The 21525-nt window shown below is 64.4% G+C and carries 18 protein-coding genes; 1 reads left to right on the plus strand and 17 read right to left on the minus strand.

Translation table 11 applies throughout. From position 1 onward, the window contains the following. Positions 1–25: 25 nt before the first annotated feature. Complete coding sequence (locus KXD97_RS02495; RefSeq protein ID WP_260755303.1) at positions 26–832, minus strand: aspartyl/asparaginyl beta-hydroxylase domain-containing protein; 807 nt, start codon at positions 830–832, stop codon at positions 26–28. Positions 833–950: 118 nt separating this feature from the next. Then, positions 951–1625, minus strand: a complete 675-nt coding sequence (locus KXD97_RS02500) for a hypothetical protein (RefSeq protein WP_260755304.1) — start codon at positions 1623–1625, stop codon at positions 951–953. A gap of 318 nt (positions 1626–1943) precedes the next feature. On the opposite strand from KXD97_RS02500, the gene KXD97_RS02505 reads away from it, so the two are divergent. After that, positions 1944–2888 carry a hypothetical protein gene (locus KXD97_RS02505; RefSeq protein ID WP_260755305.1) on the plus strand — a complete coding sequence of 315 codons (945 nt, stop codon included), beginning with the start codon at positions 1944–1946 and terminating at the stop codon, positions 2886–2888. On the opposite strand, the gene KXD97_RS02510 is transcribed toward KXD97_RS02505, so the two are convergent. The 15 genes from KXD97_RS02510 to KXD97_RS02580 form a co-directional block, all read right to left on the minus strand. Beyond that, positions 2885–3145, minus strand: a complete 261-nt coding sequence (locus tag KXD97_RS02510) for an acyl carrier protein (RefSeq protein WP_260755306.1) — start codon at positions 3143–3145, stop codon at positions 2885–2887. The two genes, KXD97_RS02505 and KXD97_RS02510, sit on opposite strands and share 4 nt — an antisense overlap. A 65-nt stretch (positions 3146–3210) precedes the next feature. Next, positions 3211–4122 (minus strand): hypothetical protein, encoded by a 912-nt coding sequence (locus KXD97_RS02515; protein ID WP_260755307.1) that lies wholly within the window; start codon positions 4120–4122, stop codon positions 3211–3213. Between the two features lie 42 nt (positions 4123–4164). Beyond that, positions 4165–5391 (minus strand): pyridoxal-dependent decarboxylase, exosortase A system-associated, encoded by a 1227-nt coding sequence (locus KXD97_RS02520; RefSeq protein WP_260755308.1) that lies wholly within the window; start codon positions 5389–5391, stop codon positions 4165–4167. Then, complete coding sequence (locus KXD97_RS02525) at positions 5388–6959, minus strand: acyl-CoA ligase (AMP-forming), exosortase A system-associated (RefSeq protein WP_396884648.1); 1572 nt, start codon at positions 6957–6959, stop codon at positions 5388–5390. Before KXD97_RS02525 ends, KXD97_RS02520 begins: the two co-directional genes overlap by 4 nt. A gap of 3 nt (positions 6960–6962) precedes the next feature. Next, entirely contained in the window at positions 6963–8474 is a 1512-nt protein-coding gene (locus KXD97_RS02530; protein WP_260755310.1) for a hypothetical protein, read from the minus strand. Positions 8475–8619: 145 nt separating this feature from the next. Further along, positions 8620–9495: a hypothetical protein gene (locus KXD97_RS02535; protein ID WP_260755311.1), complete on the minus strand. Its 876-nt coding sequence runs from the start codon at positions 9493–9495 to the stop codon at positions 8620–8622. Between the two features lie 363 nt (positions 9496–9858). Then, complete coding sequence (locus KXD97_RS02540; protein ID WP_260755312.1) at positions 9859–10896, minus strand: glycoside hydrolase family 113; 1038 nt, start codon at positions 10894–10896, stop codon at positions 9859–9861. Beyond that, on the minus strand, positions 10880–12136 hold the full coding sequence (locus KXD97_RS02545; RefSeq protein WP_260755313.1) for a nucleotide sugar dehydrogenase: 1257 nt from the start codon (positions 12134–12136) through the stop codon (positions 10880–10882). Before KXD97_RS02545 ends, KXD97_RS02540 begins: the two co-directional genes overlap by 17 nt. Beyond that, entirely contained in the window at positions 12133–12732 is a 600-nt protein-coding gene (locus KXD97_RS02550) for a polysaccharide deacetylase family protein (RefSeq protein ID WP_260755314.1), read from the minus strand. Before KXD97_RS02550 ends, KXD97_RS02545 begins: the two co-directional genes overlap by 4 nt. 182 nt (positions 12733–12914) lie before the next feature. Then, positions 12915–14267 (minus strand): glycosyltransferase family 4 protein, encoded by a 1353-nt coding sequence (locus KXD97_RS02555; protein ID WP_260755315.1) that lies wholly within the window; start codon positions 14265–14267, stop codon positions 12915–12917. Then, positions 14264–15604: a hypothetical protein gene (locus tag KXD97_RS02560; protein ID WP_260755316.1), complete on the minus strand. Its 1341-nt coding sequence runs from the start codon at positions 15602–15604 to the stop codon at positions 14264–14266. Before KXD97_RS02560 ends, KXD97_RS02555 begins: the two co-directional genes overlap by 4 nt. After that, the gene (locus KXD97_RS02565; RefSeq protein WP_260755317.1) at positions 15601–16797 is read right to left on the minus strand and encodes a hypothetical protein; all 1197 of its coding nucleotides are present in this window, start codon (positions 16795–16797) and stop codon (positions 15601–15603) included. The genes KXD97_RS02560 and KXD97_RS02565 overlap by 4 nt, the downstream gene beginning before the upstream one ends. Then, positions 16794–18683: a hypothetical protein gene (locus KXD97_RS02570; protein ID WP_260755318.1), complete on the minus strand. Its 1890-nt coding sequence runs from the start codon at positions 18681–18683 to the stop codon at positions 16794–16796. The genes KXD97_RS02565 and KXD97_RS02570 overlap by 4 nt, the downstream gene beginning before the upstream one ends. 110 nt (positions 18684–18793) lie before the next feature. Next, positions 18794–19945 (minus strand): glycosyltransferase family 4 protein, encoded by a 1152-nt coding sequence (locus tag KXD97_RS02575; protein WP_260755320.1) that lies wholly within the window; start codon positions 19943–19945, stop codon positions 18794–18796. A 178-nt stretch (positions 19946–20123) separates the two neighbouring features. Continuing rightward, positions 20124–21002, minus strand: a complete 879-nt coding sequence (locus tag KXD97_RS02580; RefSeq protein WP_260755321.1) for a glycosyltransferase family 2 protein — start codon at positions 21000–21002, stop codon at positions 20124–20126. Positions 21003–21525 lie beyond the last annotated feature (523 nt).

The following is a 21525-nucleotide window of genomic DNA, read 5'->3' on the forward strand; positions in this document are numbered from 1 at the left end:
AGGGTGACGCGCGGGCAACCGGGTGCTAGCGAGCGTGCGTATCAGAGTCGCCGGTCGGGTGCCTCCCGGTGTCGGCCGTGATCTGTGCGCCAAGCGTCTCCTGCCAAGCTTCGGAGTTGGCCAATGCCCGCCTGATATACGGCGACCTGCGAATGGCGCCGATGAAGGCGCGGTTCGGTATCGCTAGGTACCAAGGCAGTTCCCGGACGAAGTCGACGAAGAGGACGACACGTATCTCCTCGCTGTCGTTCCAGACTTCGTGCTCGAATGTGTCGTCGAAGACCATGCTTCGACCCTTGCGCCAGTGCTGGGTACTGCTGCCGACGCGGATACGGGCTTGTGTCTCGTCGGCCGGAGTGCGGAGAGCGAGGTGGTAGCGCAACACCCCCTTCCACGGCCCCGTGTGCGGTGGGATGTGCTTGTGTGGGAGCAGGACCGAGAACAGCGCTGTGGTCATGCCGGGAATGGATTCCACGATCTCGGCTGTACGCGGACATCTTTTGCAGTTGCCGTCTGCACGGCCGCCGTAGGCATAGAAGGCGAATACCTTCCAGCGGTCGTCCTGGGTGAGTTGGCGCTGTTCCTCTTGGATGTCCTGAAAGTTGGGGAGCTTATCGACCTGGGCGAGCAAGCCGTCGAGTTCGGCCTGAATCTCGTCGGCCCGTGCCTCGACCTGAGCGATCCACGGAAAATCCGAGGGATCAAAGAATTCGGTACGGCCGGACGGCGCGCGTAACAGCAGACGTTCGAACAGGGCTTGGAGCCGATCGAACGTCGCGTATGCCCAGGCAGCGATCCTGCCGAGAACAATTGAGCGCCCTTTTTCAGACATCGCGCAGACCCTAACACCGCCGCAGATTCACTCGGCCATAAATGGCACATTTACCGAAACATGTTGACGCCGATCATGAATCGGTGATTCGCGGTGATTGAAAGGGCAAATAAACCGATCACGCCGGAACCCCCTCCAAGGGTTCGAAGCTGACGCTTTGGCGAAATAGGCGCCATCGCTCGACGCGTTTGAACTGTCGCGTCCATCCGGCGCTTTCGGCCACTTTGAACGTCCCGAGGTTCTTCTCGCCCGCGACGCCGATCGCGGTTTTCAGACCGAGCTTGCGGGCTTCGTCCATGATCTTGGTACCGGCATCCATGAACACTCCCATCCCACGATGACGCTCCGATGTGAAGATGCCCTCGACCAACCCCTCACCCGGCTTGAGCACCGGAGCCAGTGGGCCCCAAAGCGCCTGCATACGGGGGTTGTCCTCCGCCGTGAACAGATACGCGATAAAGCACACTGCTCCCTCGGGATCGATGGCGACCCAGGGCGCAGGCAGGTCGGAGTTCAACAGCCAACGCTGGTCTGCACGATGTCGGGCCACCTCTGGGGTGAGGCCCGGAACGTCGGCGACCAAGGAGAGGTCATCGTCGGGTTGGAGCTTTCGCACGACCAGCGGAATCTTCGCCGGCGGCGCAGGAAAACGGACGCTCAGGTCGTCGCCAATTCCAATCGACACCGTATCTGACCAAAACCGCTTGCGCAGCGCCCGCCGGAGCCATGCGCGTCCCCGCGGGGTGCGCAGAAGCTCAATGAGTATCGCGGTCTTTTCCCGGAGTCGCTTCATGCGGTTGGGCCACCGTGTCTGGGACGCTCTTGAACAACGCCGGGCCGACAACCGAAGTTCGCCCAAATTGCAGGAATCGGATCATGCCGCACGGTTCTCCCCCTCCACGACTGTGGGCCCTGACGGCACCCACGCCCCCACGTTGCGAGACGCTATCACGGCTCATCACGTGGTGTTTCCGTCTCAGCAAAGTTCAGGCGGTGAATCGGCGGCCGATAGGAAAATGGCTCATCCCGAACGCTTTCGACGCGAAATCTCGTCGCCGGGGACGCACTCGGCATTGGTTGCTGTTCACCCGGGCTGCGGTACCGTATCGACATGTCAGAGGTCCGCCCAGTACAGGTCGAGCCGATCACCGAAGCTGACATCCCCGAGGTGGCTGAATTCCTGCACAGCGGGATCGGGCCGGAAGTGTCAGCGGCCGACTGGCGTCGGGCGATGACCATTACGTGGGATTTCGTCCAACCCAACTACGGTTACCTCCTGCGCGATAATGGGCGCCTCGTCGGCGCGCATCTGGCGTTGTATTCCGAACGAACGATCGATGGCCGACACCACCGGATCTGCAACCTCGGGACCTGGTGCGTCGCAGAAGAACACCGCGCAGCAGGTTTGCGATTGCTGCGGACGTTGCTCCGCCAGAAGGGATACACCTTCACCGACCTGACGCCGAACCGCAAGATCGTGGCGCTGAACGCCCGCCTAGGGTTCGCTCAACTCGACACGACGCAATCGCTGGCCCCCAACATTCCGTGGCCGGCGTGGTCGAGGAGGGTGCGAGTCGTCGATACCCCGAAAGGAATCGAGGACTTGCTCCACGGCCAAGACCGGACGATATACCGCGACCACGCCCAGGCTGCCGCTGCTCACCATGTGGTGCTCACCAAGGGTGAGCGGAGTTGTTACGTGATGTTCCGGCTGGACTACGGCCGGATCAAGCGACGACCCACGTTCGCATCGATCCTGCACGTCGGCGATCCCGACGTCTTTCGGGACTGTGCGCCGCGCTTCTACCGTTACCTGCTGCTGCGGCGCGGAATACCCGCTACGTTGGGCGAGATCAGGGTGGTGGGGCACCGGCTGCCGAGATCGGTCTTGGTGGCGGGTCCGGCGAAGATGTTTTTGTCCGATGACCTTGAGCCGGCGCAGATCGACTATCTCTACAGCGAGCTGACCTGTTTCGAGTTCCAAGGCCGCTTTCCCCACCACGACGCACCGAAACCTGGCCCGTCGCACGTCCCGGAGAACGCGGTCGGCAGTTAGTTCGTGCTCTGCTCGACGAATTCGGCGAGAGTGCCGATCGTCTCGAAGACGTCCCCCGTGAAGTCCTCGTCGTCGATCTGGAAGTCGAATTCTCTCTCAAGATTGACCGACAGGGCGACAACCGCCATCGAATCGAGTTCAGGCATGCTGCCGAACAATTCGGTGCACGCGTCGAGGGTGCCGGCGCGATCCTGGATCGCCAGGGTTTTCACGAGCACCACCTTCACGCGTTCCAGAGTCTCCGTGCTGTAGTTCATCGAACTGTTTCCTCCTCCAACGGGTTGTGCGAAACCTGGCGGCGCCCGGTCGCGGGGTTATGCCATCAGACATCTCGGGTCGGTGCCCTGCGGACGAATTCGTCATTGAAACTGGCGCTCAGAAGTTTCACCGCCTGCTTGCTCTCGGCCTTGCCGAGATGGTTGGGCGGGCCGCACGGAGTGTTGTTCACATCGACGATGTAGATCTGGCCGTCATCGACGTCCCTGAGGATATCGAGCTCACCGAAATCCAGGCCCAGATTCTTCGCGAAAAGCTGGATCAGCACCAATTCACGGTCTGAGAAGGCGGACTCGGGGGATCCCAACTTCACGCGATCGTTGCGATTGCTGAACCGGGTTCTGGCATCGCGGAACTTCCAGTAGACGAGCGGTATCGAGCCGCCCACAATCGGAACTCTGATATCGACGACCTGATCTCTGCTCGTGTTGTTGATCACTCGCTGGTAGACAACATCTGTTCGTGTTGTGGCCGTGGGACATTCGATGAGTGTTCCGTCGTGCATCGCGTTGTCGTCGGACTTCATGACGCATAAACCCTGGTACGTGCGAGGGTCGACGAATGTGCCGTAGCCGAAAACTTCCCGAAAGACCTGCTCCACCTTGGTCTTGCTGATGTCGTTGCAGTGCTGATTCACCACGAAGTGGTGGTTGGACAACTCTGCGAGCAGTGGATTGTGGCGTCGTTTGGTCACATCCTCGAAGGACACCACCACATCTGGACGCGTGGCAGTCCTCGACGTCATCGTCAGACCCAGCGAATGAGAGATCTTGTACAGGATCTGGGAGTAATCAGGCTTGTCCGGATGGAACAAAATGGTGGTGGGCCGATGGTCCTGCTCGAATCTCTTCCGGAGATTCTTCGTCCGGTACTTGATCCTGATCATGGTCCCGAGGATCTGGTCGTGGTAGATCTTTCCCGCGAACTTGTAGACAGGATGCCTCTCGAGGTCCTCCATCGGGAACCCTCTGTTGGCTAGGAAATCTCTCATTTCATCCTGCTATACAAGTATCTCGACGGGAGCTGGATGGCCCAGAAATGCGGTCGGGCTTGCGGTCAGACCGTAGGCTCCTGCCTGGAAAAGCACGATCGAATCGCCGATGTCGGCGTTCGGGAGCTGGACATTGTCGCCCAACAGGTCCAGCGGGGTGCACAGGCATCCGACCACCGTCACCTCCGAGTCCGGGCTTTCGGTGAGGCGATTGCCCACAGCGATGGGATAGTTGCGGCGGATCACCTGGCCGAAGTTCCCGGATGCAGCCAGTTGGTGGTGCATACCGCCGTCGACGACGAGATAGGTGCGGCCACGGGACACCTTGCGATCGACGACCCGGGTGACGTAGATGCCGGACTCCCCCACGATGTAGCGGCCGAGCTCGATCACCACCTTCGCATCCGGCAGTTGCGGCCCGATACGGTCCTGGACCAGATTGGTCAGGTTCGTCCCGATCGCGCCCAGGTCGAGGGGGGAGTCCTTGTCGAAGTAAGGGATGCCGAAGCCGCCACCCAGGTTGACGTACCGGACTGGGGTGGGCGACTTGTCGGCCAGCCCGAGGATGAGCTCCACCGTCTTCTGCTGTGCCTCACAAAGGATCTCGGCGTTCAGGTTTTGCGAACCGGCGAACACGTGGAAGCCGAGAAACTCGAGATCGGCGGTATCGACCAGGTCGAGCAACTCGGGCACCTGTTCGGCGTCGACACCGAACTGCTGAGGGCCCCCACCCATGCGCATTCCCGAACCCTTCACCTGGAAGTCGGGATTCACCCGGATCGCGACTCGCGGGCGCACCCCCACCGTTTCGCCGGCCTCGATGACACGTCGCGCTTCGGTGGTTGATTCCATCTCGATGGTCACGCCCGCCGCGACCGCCTGGGTGATTTCGGCTGCGGTCTTGCCCGGTCCGGCGAAGCTGATGCGGTCCGCAGACAGCGGCGTGTCCAGGGCGGTCTGCATCTCCAGTGTCGACGCGACATCCAGCGCGTCGACCAGGCCGGCGAGGTGTTGCACGACTGCGGGCATCGGGTTCGCCTTCACCGCATAGCTCAGATGCATCGCCGAGGGAAGTGTCGCGCGCAGAGCGGCGATGCGCTCACTCAACAGGCGGCGGTCGTAGGCGAAGTACGGCGTCGATCCGACGCGGGCGGTGAGGCGGTCAAGCGGCATGCCACCGACCGCGAGTTGGCCGTCGACGGTGCCGAAGGCCGCGATCGTCGGGCGCAGGTTCATGTGGTCAACTCCTCGCGCAGCGCCGACCGGTCGAATTTGCCGTTGGGCGAGCGGGGGATCTCCGACCGAACCACGACGGAGCCCGGCACCATATAGAGCGGCAGCTCGGATCTCATCGCGTCAAGGAGTGCATCGGCGGCGAAGTCCTCGGCGGTCGGCGCCACCACCAGCAGCACCCGTTCTCCCAGCGCGGCGTCCTCGACGCCGAGGGCGACCGCATCGCGGACCAGGCCGGTGGCGTAGGCGGCTTCTTCAATCTCGGTCGGGCTGACCCGGTAGCCGGAGGTCTTGATCATGTCGTCGCGGCGGCCGACGAAATACAGGAACCCCTCAGCGTCGGTGACCACCGTGTCACCTGAGAAGACCGCGAGTTCCGGTGTGCGCCAGGGCTCGTCGCGTCCAGGTACCGGCCGGAAACGTTCCGCGGTGCGGGCTGGGTCGTTCCAGTAGCCCAGCGCCACATGTGGTCCACGATGGACGAGTTCACCCTCTTCGCCCGGGTCGCACGTCGATCCGTCGGGTCGGACCACGAGGATCTCGGCACCCGGAATGGCCTTGCCGATGGAACCGGGCCGATGGTCGATCTGGTCGGGATCGAGGTAGGTCGACCGGAAGGCCTCGGTGAGGCCGTACATGAGGTACGGCCTGGCGGTCGGGAACACCTCCCGCAACCGGTCGAGGACGGGTTTGGGCATCCGCCCCCCGGTGTTCGCGAAATACCGCAACGAGGTTCTGGCGTCGTCCGGCCAGTTCTGCTCGGCGATCTGGATCCATAGCGGTGGTACGCATGTCAAGCCGGTCACCTGGTGCCGCGCGCACAGCTTGGGCACATCGCCGGGCAGCAGGTAGTTCGTCAGGATCACGTGGGCACCCACCGCGAAGGCCGTTGTCAGCTGGCTGAAGCCGGCATCGAAACTCAGCGGCAACGCGGCCAGCAGGACGTCGTCCGCCGAGTTCTCCAGGTAGGTCGACACACTTTCCGCGCCGGCGATCAGGTTGCGGTGGCTGAGGACCACGCCTTTGGGACGGCCTGTGCTACCGGAGGTGTAGAGGATGGCCGCGATGTCGAGGTCGGTGGGGGCGGCCGGGCCGGATGGTGCGCGAGGTGCGGCGAGCAACCGTTCCCAGCTTCGCGATTGGAGGCGCGCGCCGGTTTCAGGTTCTTCGGTCCGCGCAGCCACCAGCACGACATCCTCGAGAGCCGGACACGCTGCGAGCTCGTCGACCAACAGGGCGAACCGATCGGCAGTGGTGATGAGGACACGGACGTCGCAGTCCCGCAGGATGTGGCCGACCTGCGCGGGCCGCAGCAACGGGTTGATCGGCACGAACACGCCCCCCGCCGCGGACGCGCCGAAGATGGCCGTGACCGTCTCGATCCTCTTGTCGAGGTAGACCGCCACGCGCTGCCCTCGTTCGACACCGATCTCGGCGAAGCCGGCTGCCACGTCCCGGATCTGCGACCACAACTCGCCGTAGGTGAGCGTCGCCGTCTTGAATGTCACGGCCGGCGCATCGGGACAGGATGACGCACGGCCCTCGACCAGATGATGAAGATTCGTCAGCACAGCTCACCTCGCGGTGGCGGTAGGGGACGACAGCGTCTCCCGCCATGACTCGACCGCGGCACCGTAGCGCGGATTGATGCACTGGATCGCCCAGAGTGTCGGTAGGGGTCCGAGACGCGTGTGGCTGTGGATATCCAGTGGTCTGACGGCCAGGGCCGGCGTGAGTCGCAGCAGATTCAGCCTGCGCGCCACGCGGTAGGCGAAGGAACGCGACGACTCGGCTGCCGCGTCGAGTAGGTAGGTCAGCCGGGTGCGTAGTGGAAGGTGTTGCGCCCGTGCGTATTCGCGAATGGCGTCCCGCGTACGCTCGGTCCACGCGGAGTCCCCCGGTACGTGCAGCAGGGCGGTGGTCGCTCGCTTCTTGTGACCGAAGGCGGCCCGGGGCACACCCGCATCCTCGGCGATCCGACGGGGAACGGGGCGGTCGTAGGCGGTTCCGGTCGACCATGCCCGCATCACATCGCTCTGGGCGATCTCGAGGAGCTTCGGGTGTCGGCGTGCGCCGATGAACGGTGCGGGCACGTGGACGAAATCCGTGCGGAGCCGGAACTCGTTCATCGATGCGCCGCTCATGTCCCCTCGGCGCAGCAATTCGTCGGGGTAGGTATGCAGGTCCCAGACGCGGCCACCATAGTGGCCACTGAAGAACACCGTCCGACCGATGTCGGTCGCCAACCCGGCCATGTTCAAGTCCTCACCACTCATACCGGTCGCGAGGAACTCCGCCTCGGGGAAGTCACCGGCCTCGCGATACGCCTCCCGGTCGAACTCCTCGAGTTCGTAGCCCAGAACCGCCGCGACCGGTTTCCCGGAGTCGTCCTCCGGATGGCCGCCCCGGGTGCGGGCATGGGTGAAGGTGAAGGCCTTCTTGCAGCCGGCGCGGCGGGCCAGGGTTGCCACTGCCGGGGAGTCGTAGCCGGAGGATACGGACGCCAGCGGTGAATACGTCACTGAACGCCACGGCGCCGCGGCGTTGCGGACCGTCCGCTGCAGGACGTCGGTGATCAGCGCCACGTACTCGTCGTACGTCTGGTACGGCTGCCCCGCGGACTTGTCCAGAAAGGTGATCCGGCCGTCGTGATGGAAGCGCACGTTGTGCACGTACACGAGGTGCGCTTCGCCGCTGGGCAGCCCCGAATCCCCGCTGAAGCGGACGGGGATGACAGTGTCGAACGCGCGGATGCCGTCGTGGATGATCGCGGCGAAGTCGGTCGCGTAGCGGGCATGGCGCGGATCGAGTTCTGCGCGGGCGGCCGTCAGGAGGAACACCAGCGAGTTCGAGATCAGGATTTCGTCGCCGCGGCTGATGTACTGGATCCGCTCCAGGGTGTGACTCGGGGGCACGACGATCAGATCATCTCCGGCGATCCGGCCGCCCGACCCGAACACGTCGACGGCATCGGCGAATTCGAACGAGTGCGCGTCGCCTGCCCACGCTCCTTCGAAGAAACCGTCGTCACGGACCTCGACGCTGGTGCCGCACAGAAGTTCGACATCGCCGCGACCGAGCCTCACACACCACGCCAACGGCGGGAGGCTGGGTGCACAGGTGATCCTCAGGCGCATGGCGGCCGCCTACGTGAAACGCGCGGGTCCCCCGCATCGAGAGGACGTGCGGTACCTCGCAGCCGAGTGTCGCGGGCGAACCCATCTGATCGAGTCATTCCAGACACGTCAATTCGCTGTAGAGATAGTCGATCTGGCCCGGTTCCAGATCGTCGCCGAGATACATTCTCGGCCGCCCGGCTACCGAGATCGCTCGCGCCGGGCACTGCCCCACGATCCTGACCTCCAACAGCGTTGCCAGAATCCTTTGCCTCAACAACAGGTATCGGTGGAAATGCGGTGCCCAGCGTCCGAACATCTCGGCGTTGCCCACATAGAGGACCATGGCAAGCACCGAGCGATGCTTGTACCGCTCACGCCGGTACACGACATAGCAGCTTTGATCGCCATCGGTGAGCACGACGTGATGCGCAGCTGTCGCCCTGTGGTCGTGATAGATCCGCTTGTCCTGTCCCGAGAGCAGGACATCGATCTCGTCCTTGGCGTCGATGACCCGGACCCGTCGCGACCACAATGGCCAGGGCAGGTTGGGCACCAACACCGTGGTGGTGTCGAGCGCAACGAATCCCAGGCGAGAGTTCAATGCCACCACGTTCGGGTTCGGGGTGAGATCGGTGAAGTTGTAACCCTTTTGGCGGAGCAACGATCGGAGCAGGCGCATTCCGGACGCGCGGTGCGGTTCAGCAACACACCACACACCGAGGTTGCAAATACGTCGCACGTGGTCGTCGATGACACGTTCCGAGTACAGCGCGAGATGCACTCCGACGACTCGCCCGCTTTCGCGCAGCAGGTAGCCGTGGTTGGGCTGCTCGACGGCCCATGGCGGATTCATCGCACGCAGCCAATCGGTGACGGGTCTGGTTCTCGCGACGCCGAGGTTCAAGAACTCGGTGTGCAAGAACTCGGCAACCGTCCGGACGTCGGCATCGGTGATCGGCTTGACCTCGAGGTCAGGAACATTTGACACGACAGAATTGGACACCGTGGGTGCTCCTACCTCACTGCGTACCGAGGCACTCCCGCCCAGCGCCTCGAAGCAGGTGGTGGCGGTGAGACTGGCGACGAAGAGACCGTGAAGGCGACGGCGACACCTGCGAGCAGCGAGTTGACGCGCCCGAGCCGCCGTCGACTCGATGATGAACGCCGGACTGCCGATGAATGTGAATCGATGGTCGTCACAATCTGTAGTCGTCCCCCCGGATCTAGTTCCTATTTCGACGATAGGGCTCAAGGCCCGCTGTGGTGATCAGTTGAACATTTCACGATCTGTATGGGACGTAATCAGCCACTCCGCGGCGAGAATTGTGGTCCACCGGGCGGGATTTCGTCCTCATGTTGCCCACCACCGGCGTATGACCCCTTCTGCTTCCTTTCCGCGCGGGGAGAAGTCCAGCGGTTCGGCTTCGGTGTGCGGCGGCGTCGCCCACACCCACCAGAAGACCCCGGCCCAGAACGGCTGGCCGCTGGCGGCCGCGAGCAGCGCTTGATACGCCGCCGCCTGTTCCGCCTGCGCCGGTATCTTGCTGATGCGCCAGCTGGAGGGGTCCGTCGCGGTCCCCTGCTGGCTGGTGTAACCAGCCTCGGTGAACAGGATCCTGCGGTTGTATTTGGCCGACAGCGCCGCGATACGGGGGGTGAAGGACTCGACGGCCTGCTGTAGCGCCTGTACATCCGTTGTGGGCGTCGCGCTCAGGGGCGCGTAGACGTCCAGGCCGATCAGATCGAGGGCGTCCCAGAACGGGACCCGCTCCCAGTCGGTGCTCGACGCGTAGGTCAGTTGGCCGCCGTACCGTTCCCGCACTGCCTGGATCACTCCCAGCCATCCCGGTCGGTCGTCGGTCATCATGGCCAGCTCGGTGGCGATGGCGAACTGCTCGACCCCGAGGCGCTGCGCCATGGTCGCGTAGTGGGTGATGAAAGCGGTGTACGAGGCGAACCACGCCGGACGGTCCTGCGCGGCAATCTTGTTGCTGCCCTGCGGTGTCAGATTGAGGTGAGGTTTGAGCAGCACTTTCAGCCCCAGTTGGTGAGCCAGCGTGATCGCCCGCTCCTGCCCGGAGTCGCTGACCGTCCTGTCCGTTCGGTAGATGTCGCTGGAGCTGGGCGTCGCCTGATACCAGGTTGGCGTGAACTGAACCCAGTTTGCGCCCAGCGCACGAATCTCCCTCAGGGACTGTTCGACTCCCGGTCCGTCGTAGCCGGTCACCTCCCAGGTCGGCAACGCGAACCCTCGCTGTTGTCCGGCGGGCACTTCGGCAACCGAAGACTTGCAGCCGAGCGACATGGCCAGCACTGCGATGACCGCCAGGCAAATCGCCACCGCCTTGGCCCGCTGTGCTGGTCGCCGGCATTCAGAGGTGTTCGACACGCGGGCCTCCGATTCGATGGCGGCAGTCAAGGACGAGTTTCGAGTGCTCGACGACCGCGTCGTAGTCGAACGCGTCGTGGTCGGTCAGCAGCACGACGGCGTCGGCCGCGGCGAGTTCGTCCTTGGTGACTTCGACGCGCATCAGCAGCCCGTCGACAGAGGTGGTCTCCACCACGTAGGGGTCGGCGCCGCGAACCTCGGCGCCCATCCCGGCGAGCAGTTGTGCCACCCGCACCGACGGAGACTCGCGCGCGTCGCCGGTGTTCTTCTTGTAGGACAGACCCAGTAGCAGGATCCGCGACCCGTTCACCGAACGCTGCTGGTCGTTCAGCGCCATCGTGACGCGGCGCACCACGTGGTCGGGCATGTGTTCATTGATGTCATTGGCCAACTCGACGAACCGGAAATTGTGACCGAGGGTGCGTTCCACGCACCAGGACAGATACGAGGGGTCGATCGGCAGGCAGTGGCCGCCGACGCCTGGGCCTGGTGTGAAGCGCATGAACCCGAACGGCTTCGTCGCGGCAGCGTCGATCGCTTCCCAGACGTCGATGCCGAGCTCATGCGCGAATATCGCGATCTCGTTGACGAGCGCAATGTTGACGTGCCGGAAGGTGTTTTCCAGCAACTTGGCCAGTTCGGCCTCGCGTGGTGAGGCGACCGGGACGGTGGTGTCCACGATCGTGTCGTAGAACCCCTGGATGGATGCCAGCGAGGCCTCGTCGACCCCCGAGACGATTTTCGGTGTGTTGACCAGCGTCCAGGTGGCATTGCCCGGGTCGATGCGCTCGGGGCTGAACCCGAGGTGGAAGTCGCTGCCCGCGATCAGACCGGAGCCGTCCTCGAGAATCGGGGCGACCAGCTCCTGGGTGGTCCCGGGATACGTCGTGGACTCCACGATGACGGTCGCACCGGGCCGCAGATAGCGGGCGAGTGTCTGCGCGGACTCCTCGATGTAGCGCAAGTCAGGCACACCCTCGCGCAGCGGTGTCGGAACAGCGATGATTGCGACGTCGAAGCCCTCGCACGCGCTGGCGTCCGACGACGGGTGGAATGTGCCGGCCGCCAAGATCGCGTCCAATTCCTCGTCGGAGATGTCTTCGATGTAGGAAGCCCCGACCAGCAGCCGCTTCATCCGGTTCTCGTCGATGTCGTATGCGACCACATGATGGCCGACCTGCGCCGCTCGGACCGACAGCGGTAGGCCTACGTAGCCTTGGCCGACAACCGCGACTTTCACGAGCGACCTCCTCGGTACCGCCGGACGCCATGACGGTTACCGACCGTGAGCAGTGAGACGGCCCCCTTGGCCTCGAGTCGCCACGACGTGTCCTTCGCGAGCACGGACGTCCGGGGGATCGCGTGGCGACTGATCTCGGTGCCGGCCTGCACCGCGCAGGCGTAGTCGTAGCCTGCGGCGCGCGCCGCCTCGACGACGCGCGCATCCAGGTAGCCATACGGATAGCAGAACCCCGGTACATCGCCAGAGAGCAACTCCTGCAGGATCTCTCGGCTTTGGACAACCTCCGATCTCAGCATCTCGTCGTCCGTCTTCACCAACGAGATGTGCTTGAGGCCGTGCGATCCGATCTCCATGCCGGCCTCCGCGATCTGTTTCACCTCGTCGGCGGTCAACAGCGCCTTGTTCGGCCCGGGCCGGCTCCACTCGTTCTGCCCGCCGAGCCGTCCGGCGAGAATGAAAAGCGTTGCGGTGTAACCGCATCGCTGCAGCACCGGCAGCGCATTGGGGATGAAGTCCTGATAGCCATCGTCGAATGTCAAGCCGACGAGCCCGCGTGCCCGGCCCTCCGCCCTGGCCTCGAGGAGTTCGCGCATCGAGACGCCCCGCAGCCCCCTTCGGCGGAGCCAGCGCATCTGTCTCTCGAACCGTTGCGGAGTCATGGTCACCTGGTATGGATCTTCGTCGTACGGTGCGACTGAGTGATACATCCACACCAGCGGAAAGGAGTTCAGCCCGCGGGATGTGGAGGTGCCTCCGGCGATGGACGCGGTCATGCTCAGATCTCTTCTCTATCGTAGGGCCGACTCGGTCGAAATCCACTGGTGAACAATGGCGTTGGTTCGCGGTTGGTGACGGCTGCGTTGGCGTCCAGGGCTCGCAGATACACCTCGTCGAGCTGGGGCATCACCTGGGACAGCGTGAAGCGAGCGGCTTTGGCCGGTCCGGCCGCCCCCAGCCGCAACCGCAATGGTTCGTCCTCGAGGATGCGCCGTACGGCGCCGGCCAGCGCTTCCGCGTCTCCCGGCGGCACGTGCAGCCCCTCGACCTCGTCTGTGACGATGTCGAGCAGCCCGCCCAGGGCCGAGACCACGCACGGGGTACCCGCGGCCAGACACTCCACAGCGACGCGCCCGAATCCCTCGGGAACCACGCTCGGTACGACGCCGACGACGGCGTGTCGCCACGCGGCGATCACATCCGGCATCGCGACGTTGGTCGCGACGATCACCCCGGGCCGGTCCTCGATCGGGAAATCGTTGCGGGGCAGGCCCGCGAGAACCAGCGGAATGTCGAAACCATCGGCATGAAGGCGTTTGTGGGCATCGAGCAGGACGTCTACGCCCTTGTGGACACCGAGCGCGCCCGCGCAGAAGATGTACGGCCCGTCGGCCGGGACGAAACCGGGTCGCTGTTCGGTCCGCTCGTCGTTGGCGAGCGCGATCAGTTGATCGTCGATGAAGGTGGGGATCACCGTCATCGGCCCACTGTCCGCGGGGCGCGGCGCTGAACCGCGTGCTGCGAGTGCAGAGGACGTGGCTGTCCACTGCGCGACGTCGCGGTGCCGTCGCGATCCCAATTGATGCAGGCCTGCGGCCAACGGAATTCCCTTGAGGCCGTATTGCGAATGGGCACAACCGATGCACTTGACCAGGCCCGGTTCCGAACACACGCTCTTGCCGCGATACAGCATCACCTTGGTGGCGCAGACCTGACTGTGATCGTGTGCGCTCGCTACCACCGGGATGCCCATGCGGCTGGCGGTGCCGAGCACGCTGTAGAGAATCCAGCCACGGACGTTGATGACGTCCGGGCGGAACTGCCGAACCAGGCGGGCGAAAGCATGCGCGAACGTGGGGTCCGGAACCGGTGGGAAGAACCGATGAGTCGTCGACTCGTAGGCGCCGGGAAGATGGGCCATCGCCATCGGCAGCCGGTGCACTTCCACTCCGTCCATGTCTTCGCGGGCCGGCGCATCCGGGTGCTCGGCCGCCACCACCGCTACCGAACGGCCGTGCCGCACCTGCTCGCGGGCCAGTGCGTGGATCGACAGCTCCAGGCCCCCGACGTTGGGGAGGAAACTGTCGGTCGCGTGCAGGATGCGCAACCCGTGAAGCCGGCCACTTGTCATGGCAACCCCTGTCGCCCGGCGATGAGAGGATCGGGCGTCGGGACCGGCGTCGTCAGAGGTGCGACCGGCGGCGCCTCGAAGAGGAATCGGCGTGTGCCCACCGCGGCGAATACCGCCGCGGTGATCGTCTGCGCGACCACCGCGGCCAGGGCGGCGCCGATGACGCCCGTATGCAGCATCAGGAACCACGCCCCGCCCACCATCATGATCGCCTGGGTCACGGTCAAGAGGGTGATGATGCGCAGTCGTCCCTGAACTCGGAAGATCGACATCGAGATGTTGATCATCGCGTCCGGGAAGGTCGCCATCAGCAGCACGATGAGCAGCGTGCTGCAGCTGGTGTATTCGCTGCCGAAGAAGCCGAGCACCTGCTTGGCGAATACGCAGGTACCGGCTACGGGCACGACAAGAAGCAGTCCGATCAGGAGCATCGCGCGTCGTGCCTGCGCCTGGAGCCGTCCGGGATCGCCGGCGCAGTCGGCCAGCAGGGCATTGGACACGGCGGCAGAGACAGCGAGGAAAACGCTCGCGATCATCACAGTTACGGCGTAATAGCCGAGTTGCCTGGCGGGAAATATCGCGGCGGCCAGGATCGGCATGATGAACGCCGGTGACCGGACCGCGAGCACGGCGACGTGGTCCCAGCCGACTGTCCGGCTGATGCGTGTCAACCACTCCATGCGAGGCCGGAACCGGAAATCCGGGTTGGCACGGCGCAGCAGTACGAAGGCGATGGTGTCGGAGACCACCAGAGATGCCACGTAGATGACGAGCATGGTGTGCGTCGCGCCGCTGTCGATGGTTGCCGCCAGTGCCCCGAGCGTCACCATCGACGCGATGGTGCCCAGCCGTAGCACGGCTCCTGCGCTACTGGCGTACAGCGAGAATTCGGCCCGGCGTACACCCAGCAATGACGCATTGATCACCATCTGCATCGCCGTGGCCACAGAACCGGTGACCAGCAACGCTACGAGCCATCCGGTGCCGACTGTGGTGTGCACCCGGGTAGGCAGGAGAAACGCTCCGACTGCGCCGACCGTTCCCGAAGCGATGGCGGTGACGACGAGCGCTGTGCTGCACAGGCCGCTGCGGTCATCCGAACTGGCACCGGGCAGCAGTCGCGTGAGGAACGGCAGGAAACCGGCAACACAGACGATCGCGACCAGCGTGATCCCCGAGATCACCGTGTTTGCGATGCCGATGGCGCCGGGAGAGACGTGGCGTGCGCACAGCGTCCAATAGACGAAGCCGAGGACCGACGTGACATTGGTGAGGGCGAGGAGGGCGAAGCTATTTCCCACCAGACCACGGGACTTCGGCGTGCGCTCGGCACTCATCGGGCGCACCAACCGTCCGGGAACATCGCTTGCACCTGCATGCCCGACACCTGGTCACGCACGGTCAGTTTGGCGGCCTGGCCCGAGGTGCACAGCATCGGACGGGCATGGGGGTCCAACACGACGTTCAGCGTCGCTTGGGTCGCCGAGGTCTCCGAAGCTTCGATCCGGCTGGAAGCGGGCACCGGGCGCCCGGTCGCGTCGGCGACGGTGAAGTCGGCACGCTCGAAGAGACGGCCCCCCTCCGGGCCGATCGCGTTCAGTGCGAATGCCAAGTCCGCGCCGGCCGGCGCCGTAATCTGCTCCGCGCTGATCACCGACGGCATCCGCTGCGCCGGGGACCAGATTGCGCTCGTGAGCTGGATCGTGCCGAAGGACGCAGCCACTACGGCGATTGCCGCCACGATCTGGACGAGCTGACGCTTCGTCGTGACCGCGGGCAGCTTGGGCTTGCTCAGCGTCCCGAGGGTCACGAGCAGTGCGCCGCAGAGCACGATCAGCCAGTCCAGCCGCCGGATGTGCTCGTAGTTCATGTCAGATGTCCAGACCCGCATCCACACCCAGATCGCGGCGTGCGCGCCCACGGTCCCGACGATGGCCGGTATGAGAACGCGAATCCACCGCCGGGAGGGCCACCGCGACAGGCCGAGCGCCACACCGATCAGTACGGCGGTGGTCGCTGCGACGGTCGCGATGAGCAGGCCGCCCGTGGTGACCTTGGCTCCCTCTCCGGAACGGTGGATGACAGGTCCGAGCACCGCGTACCAGATCAGCGTCGTCGCGATGCGAGTACCCAGCCACGCCGGCTGACCAGCCCCGGTGCGTGCGACGAGCGCCGACAACCACACCCCGGGAACCAGCCACAGTCCGGTGACACCGCACAGCAGCGATGCCCAACCGACGACATCGGCGGGTGGTGCGAACAATGAAGGCGGCGCGAACAGTGAACCGTGTTCCGGTTGGATCCATTGCGCTGTCAGCAGACAGCCGATGCCGAAGAGCGACCACGCGAGGAGTCGTAATCTGTCCCTCGACCTCGGCGTCAGGCGGCGCTGTGAATCCGCAAGCTGCCGGCGGTGTCGCGCGCGCCGCAGGAGGCGGCTCTGCGCGGCCGGTTGGTCCAGTTCCTCGTCCCGTGAGTGTTGCACGGACGGACCCGCCGCCTCGTCGTCCGTCCGATAGGTGACGCTCATGTCGCCGGCACCTCGCAGCTGACGGCTTTTGTGCGACTGAGGGCACCGCGGTCGACCCCGTACACCGTCAGCGTCCCGGCTGCGAACACACCCTTGAGCCATGGCAGGCAGTTGAATCGGTCGAGAGCCGCTTGCGGCACCACCGTGTTGGCGCCGCGTCCCGGCTCATCCTTCACAAACCAAGTACCGCTCTTCGGGATGGTGGTCGCCATCCTGGAGTCGACCACGAAGAATCCGATCTTGGAATCCCATATCTGCTTGAGCACCTCGGGACGTACCGGGCCCGGACTCATGTACATCTCCCAGATGGGAAACGTCTTGCTGGGTCGCAAAGCAGACATTCTCCCGATCGAACCGACCAGGGTTGAGACGTACCTGTCAGCCATTACCGGGGTGTCGGCCGGCACGTGTGTCGCGAACCAATCAGCTACTGCTCGGCCCTCGTTGGACGCCGCTCGGGCGTCATCGCCGACGTTCGCGCTGCCCGGGAACCGGTGTGACACATTGACACCCAGCGCAGCGCCCCCGAAAACCAGGACTATGTAGACGGCGACCGCAGCGCTGACCCGGAAACGGGGCTGGGCCAATGTGAGTGCCGCCCGCGACCATCTGGCGGCCAGCACGCCAGGGGTCCGCGGCCCGAAAGACCACGCGAAGCCGCACACGACCGCGATCCCGATGAAGCTGAACCCCCATGATCGATGTGCGCCCTCGGCGCCTCCCGCAGTCAGCAACATCGGCATGCTCCCGAAGAACATCGCCCCGACCACCGCGAATGCCCATGGCGTGGAGCCGATCCGGCGCCGGTTGCGCCATAGAACCGCGAGAGCCCACAGGAACAACCCCAACGTCACGACGGGGAACAGGTAACCACTGATGATCTCGTACATCGGGTTTTGGGCGTTGGCGAACAGCGACCGCTGACCGCTGGTGGACTTACTGACACCTTCGAGGATCCGTTGCAGCTGTGCGTAACCCTCGCTCAGCGCAGGCCCGAGGTAGTTGATCAGCCATTCGTATTTGCCGGTCCACCAATACGCAATCGACGCCATCAGACAGCACCAGATCAGCACCAGCGGCCAGATCCGCTCCCGCCGGGCCTCGAGGGTGCCGGCCGCCACTCGGGGAAACCAGGGCACGAGCCTGGTGCCGATGAGCACCATCAAAATCAGCAGGAGCATGATCGTGCTGAGATGGTGCATCATCGGCACCACGGCCACGACCAGCACCGCGCCCGCGATCGCCCTGATGGCCGGTCGTTGCGTGCCGCGGCCGGCGGCGACGGTCGCCGCCAGACACCACACGATCAGCGGTGAGGCCAGGCTCTCGTACGAAAAGGCGACGTTGAAGTACATCCAGGAAGGGTTCAGCGAATAGACGACCGCGCCGACCGCCGCCCCGTTGGCAGGGACATTCACCATCCGGACGAGCTGGTAGATCCCTAGCAGGGACAGGATGTGCGCCAGGACCACCACGGCCATTGCGGCGAACCAGAGGGGGACTTCGCCAAGATGGGCGAAGGCGCTGGCAACCTGATGAAGACCGAAGAACTCCTTGGTGATCGGCAACAGTTTGACGGTGTGGCCGACATCGCCGTTGATGTAGGTCTCCATGGCCTGCCGCAAGTGGATGTACTCGTCGGAGCCCACGGGCTGCGCGAAGTGCAGCACCCTCGGCACCATGCTGTACAAGCCCATGCCGATCAGGGCGAGGGCCCGGATCGCGCCGGCGGTGCGGCGTGCGCAGGCCAGCCAGACGAGCGGCATCATGCCGCCCAGGAAGCCGGCCCAGTACAGGGCGAACATCAGGTTGTCGGGCTGCTCCAAACCCGCGGCATGGTGGTGGGAGAAAACGATCAAGGCTCCGCCGACGGCCGGCATCACCACAGCCAGAGCGATACGGAGTCGATGTGCGTTCGATCCTGCCCGATCCGTGCGGCATGTAGGGGCCGACGGCCGGGCCGGTTCAGACTCTGGGACCGTGTCCAGCGTTGTCGTCACACCCGACTCGCAATCTGGCTGACTTCCGCAAGTGTCTCGAGTAACTGCTGTGCCACCTCGGCGCATTGCGGCAACGCACACTCGGAGGCGCGCTGCGTGCGCGAACCGGGGGTCGACAACATTCGAACGATCGCCTCGGCATAGCGCGAGGCCGCCTCGGAATCAGAGTCGGTGTGCGCACACAGACGGACGGCAGCGCGCTCTCCCGCACGCTCGGCGACCTCTCGATGGGCAGGAATGTCGCTTGCCACCACCGGCAGCCCTGAGAGCAGTGCTTCGGCGAGTCCGATCCCGTACGCCTCCTGTTGACTTGCTGTGGCGTACAGGGATGCCGACGCCCACCAATCCCCGAGTGTCTTTTCGTCCACGAATCCGGTGAAAGTCACTGCCCGGTCTGCGTTGAGCGCAGCGGCGAGGGCTCGCAGCGAGCCGAGGGCGGCACCGTCTCCGACCACCACTAGATGCGCGGGCTCGCCGTGGTCACGCAGCTGCGCGATCGCACGAATCAGAAGGTCGGTGCGCTTGTACGTTTCCTGCCGGGCGACGGTCAACACGACGCGTCGATCTGCGCACGGTAGCGGCAGGCCGAGTCTGGGTTTCGCGACGGCCGGCGGGATGATCACGAGTTTGTCCGCCGATACCCGGCCGGCGAAGTCTCGAAGAACCAGTCTCGCTTCAGCTTGCGTGTCGACGACTACGCGCCGACTCGCCGCCATGAGCCGACGACCGGCAGGCCGGTAGGCGTAGTGGAGCACATGACGTACACGGGTGTGTCCGACACCGTGGTAGTGCGGAGTGAGAACCACTGGCGCCGTGGTTCGCTCAGCGCCCAGCCATGCCAGCGGAGTGTGGTAACTGTGCAACCAGACGACGTCGAAGCGCCCCGGTATGGCTGCGGCGCGCGCCGCCGCAGGCGCAGATACATCGAAAACGTCTCCGAGCGGAAGCGGGTGACGCTCGATGGCGTATCCGTCGAGCAACTCCCGTCTCGGCAGGGCGGCGCTACGCGGCGCCTGGGTGACGACGGTGACCTCTGCACCTTCTGCTGCCAGCGCGGCGGCCGCAGAAGCCACGTAGGTTTCGATGCCTCCCCGGAAAGGCGCGAAACGTGGGACGAGAATCCCAACCCGCAACGCGGACTTCGTCATGCCCCCGCTCCTTGTCGGCCTGGACGTCGGCCTATACGTTTCTTCTGCTCGACGCTCGCCCGGCTCTGCAGGAAAGACCCAGCGCTCAGCGTTGGACAAGTAGGTCCACTAGGCATTGATCCACCCCCCGGTCGAGCTCCTGAGGTGACGGGCCCGCTCCCCCAAGCGCGCCCGTCAATCACGCAGTTATCCCGACGCGCTTGCCGGAGCTGACCTGCCTGCGGACTGATTGCACGACTCGACCGCTCAGCCCGGACCGGTGCTCTCGCAGTACCGTCCGCAGCACTCTGATGCCATCCCGTACCGAATGAAGGTTTGACTTGCCGGCACGACGCGGAAGCTCAAGGCTCGGCACCTCAGCAACGCGCAGGCCGGCCTGCATCGCGCGGACCACCATCTCGGCCTCGATCTCGAAGCCGGTCGCAGACAGAGCCAGCACATCCAGGTAGCGCCGGTGGAAGCCGCAGAAGCCGTAGCACAAGTCCGTCAGGTCAGTGCGATAAAGCGAGTTGAAGACGCCGAGAAGGAAGCGGTTGCCCATCCGCCGGAAGCTGGTGATGTCCAAAGATCCACCCCCGGAGATGAATCGAGAACCCTTGACGAAGTCGTAGCCGTTGGCCAGGAAATGCAGATAGTGGGTTATCTCGTCGGGCGTCATGCTGCCGTCCGCATCCATCATCACGATGACGTCGCCCGCGGCAGCCAGGAAGCCGGCCCTCAGCGCATCGCCCTTGCCGACGCCCTCCTGAGACACCACTTTGATGTCCGGGCGGCAGCGTCGCGCAGTGACCAGGGTGGCGTCTGTGGAGTTCCCGTCGACGAGAATTACTTCGTCGATGTCGTCGTCGATCTGATCCAGGACCCAGGCGATGTTTCGCGCCTCATTCTTGACTGGAATGACAAGGCTGACAGTTAGGGACGTAGCCGACTCCGGCACCCTCTCGCGCTTGTGTGCGTTCCCGATGTGGGCAACGTCCTGGACGTGAACGCTGCGATTGGCCGAGTGCGCGACAGGCGCCGCCCCGCTATGCCCGTTACTTGAAATATGCCCCGCCATACCCGCCCCCCTGCGCATTGGCCTGCGATTTCAGTGAAGACCAATGAATTAGCTGTTAACGAAATCGACCGCTTATTCACCCCGTGACGGACCTGACGCTAGCACCAAGAAATGTGGCCTGCAACACTGCTTATGGCACTTTTTAGCCCAGCAGGCGCCGACTGTTTGCATAGTCAATAAGCCGCGCGATCAATATTAGCTGTGTGTTTGCTAGCGATACTTCGAGCCATCGCTGAAGCGATTATGGCAGTCTGCGCCAGGAATGCATTCGTGACCTGCACGTTCGGAGGCAACCCGCATTGGCCAGGCCCCGGGCAGCCGCGGTTAAGCCGTTTGCTGAATGGCAGCATCTACTTCCGCTCGACGCTCAGGAATCGGAAATCCCGACCCAACGGAAGTTGGCGAACAGAGTTGCTCTCAGGCGGTCGAACGCTCTTGGCGCATCGAGCGGACTCAGCCTTGCCTCCCGGTCTGCACCTTGCCGGGACAGACACGGCGGTAACGGCGCCGGACGATTGCCAGC

This window comes from Mycobacterium sp. SMC-8 (genome assembly GCF_025263565.1).
Lineage (GTDB): Bacteria > Actinomycetota > Actinomycetes > Mycobacteriales > Mycobacteriaceae > Mycobacterium.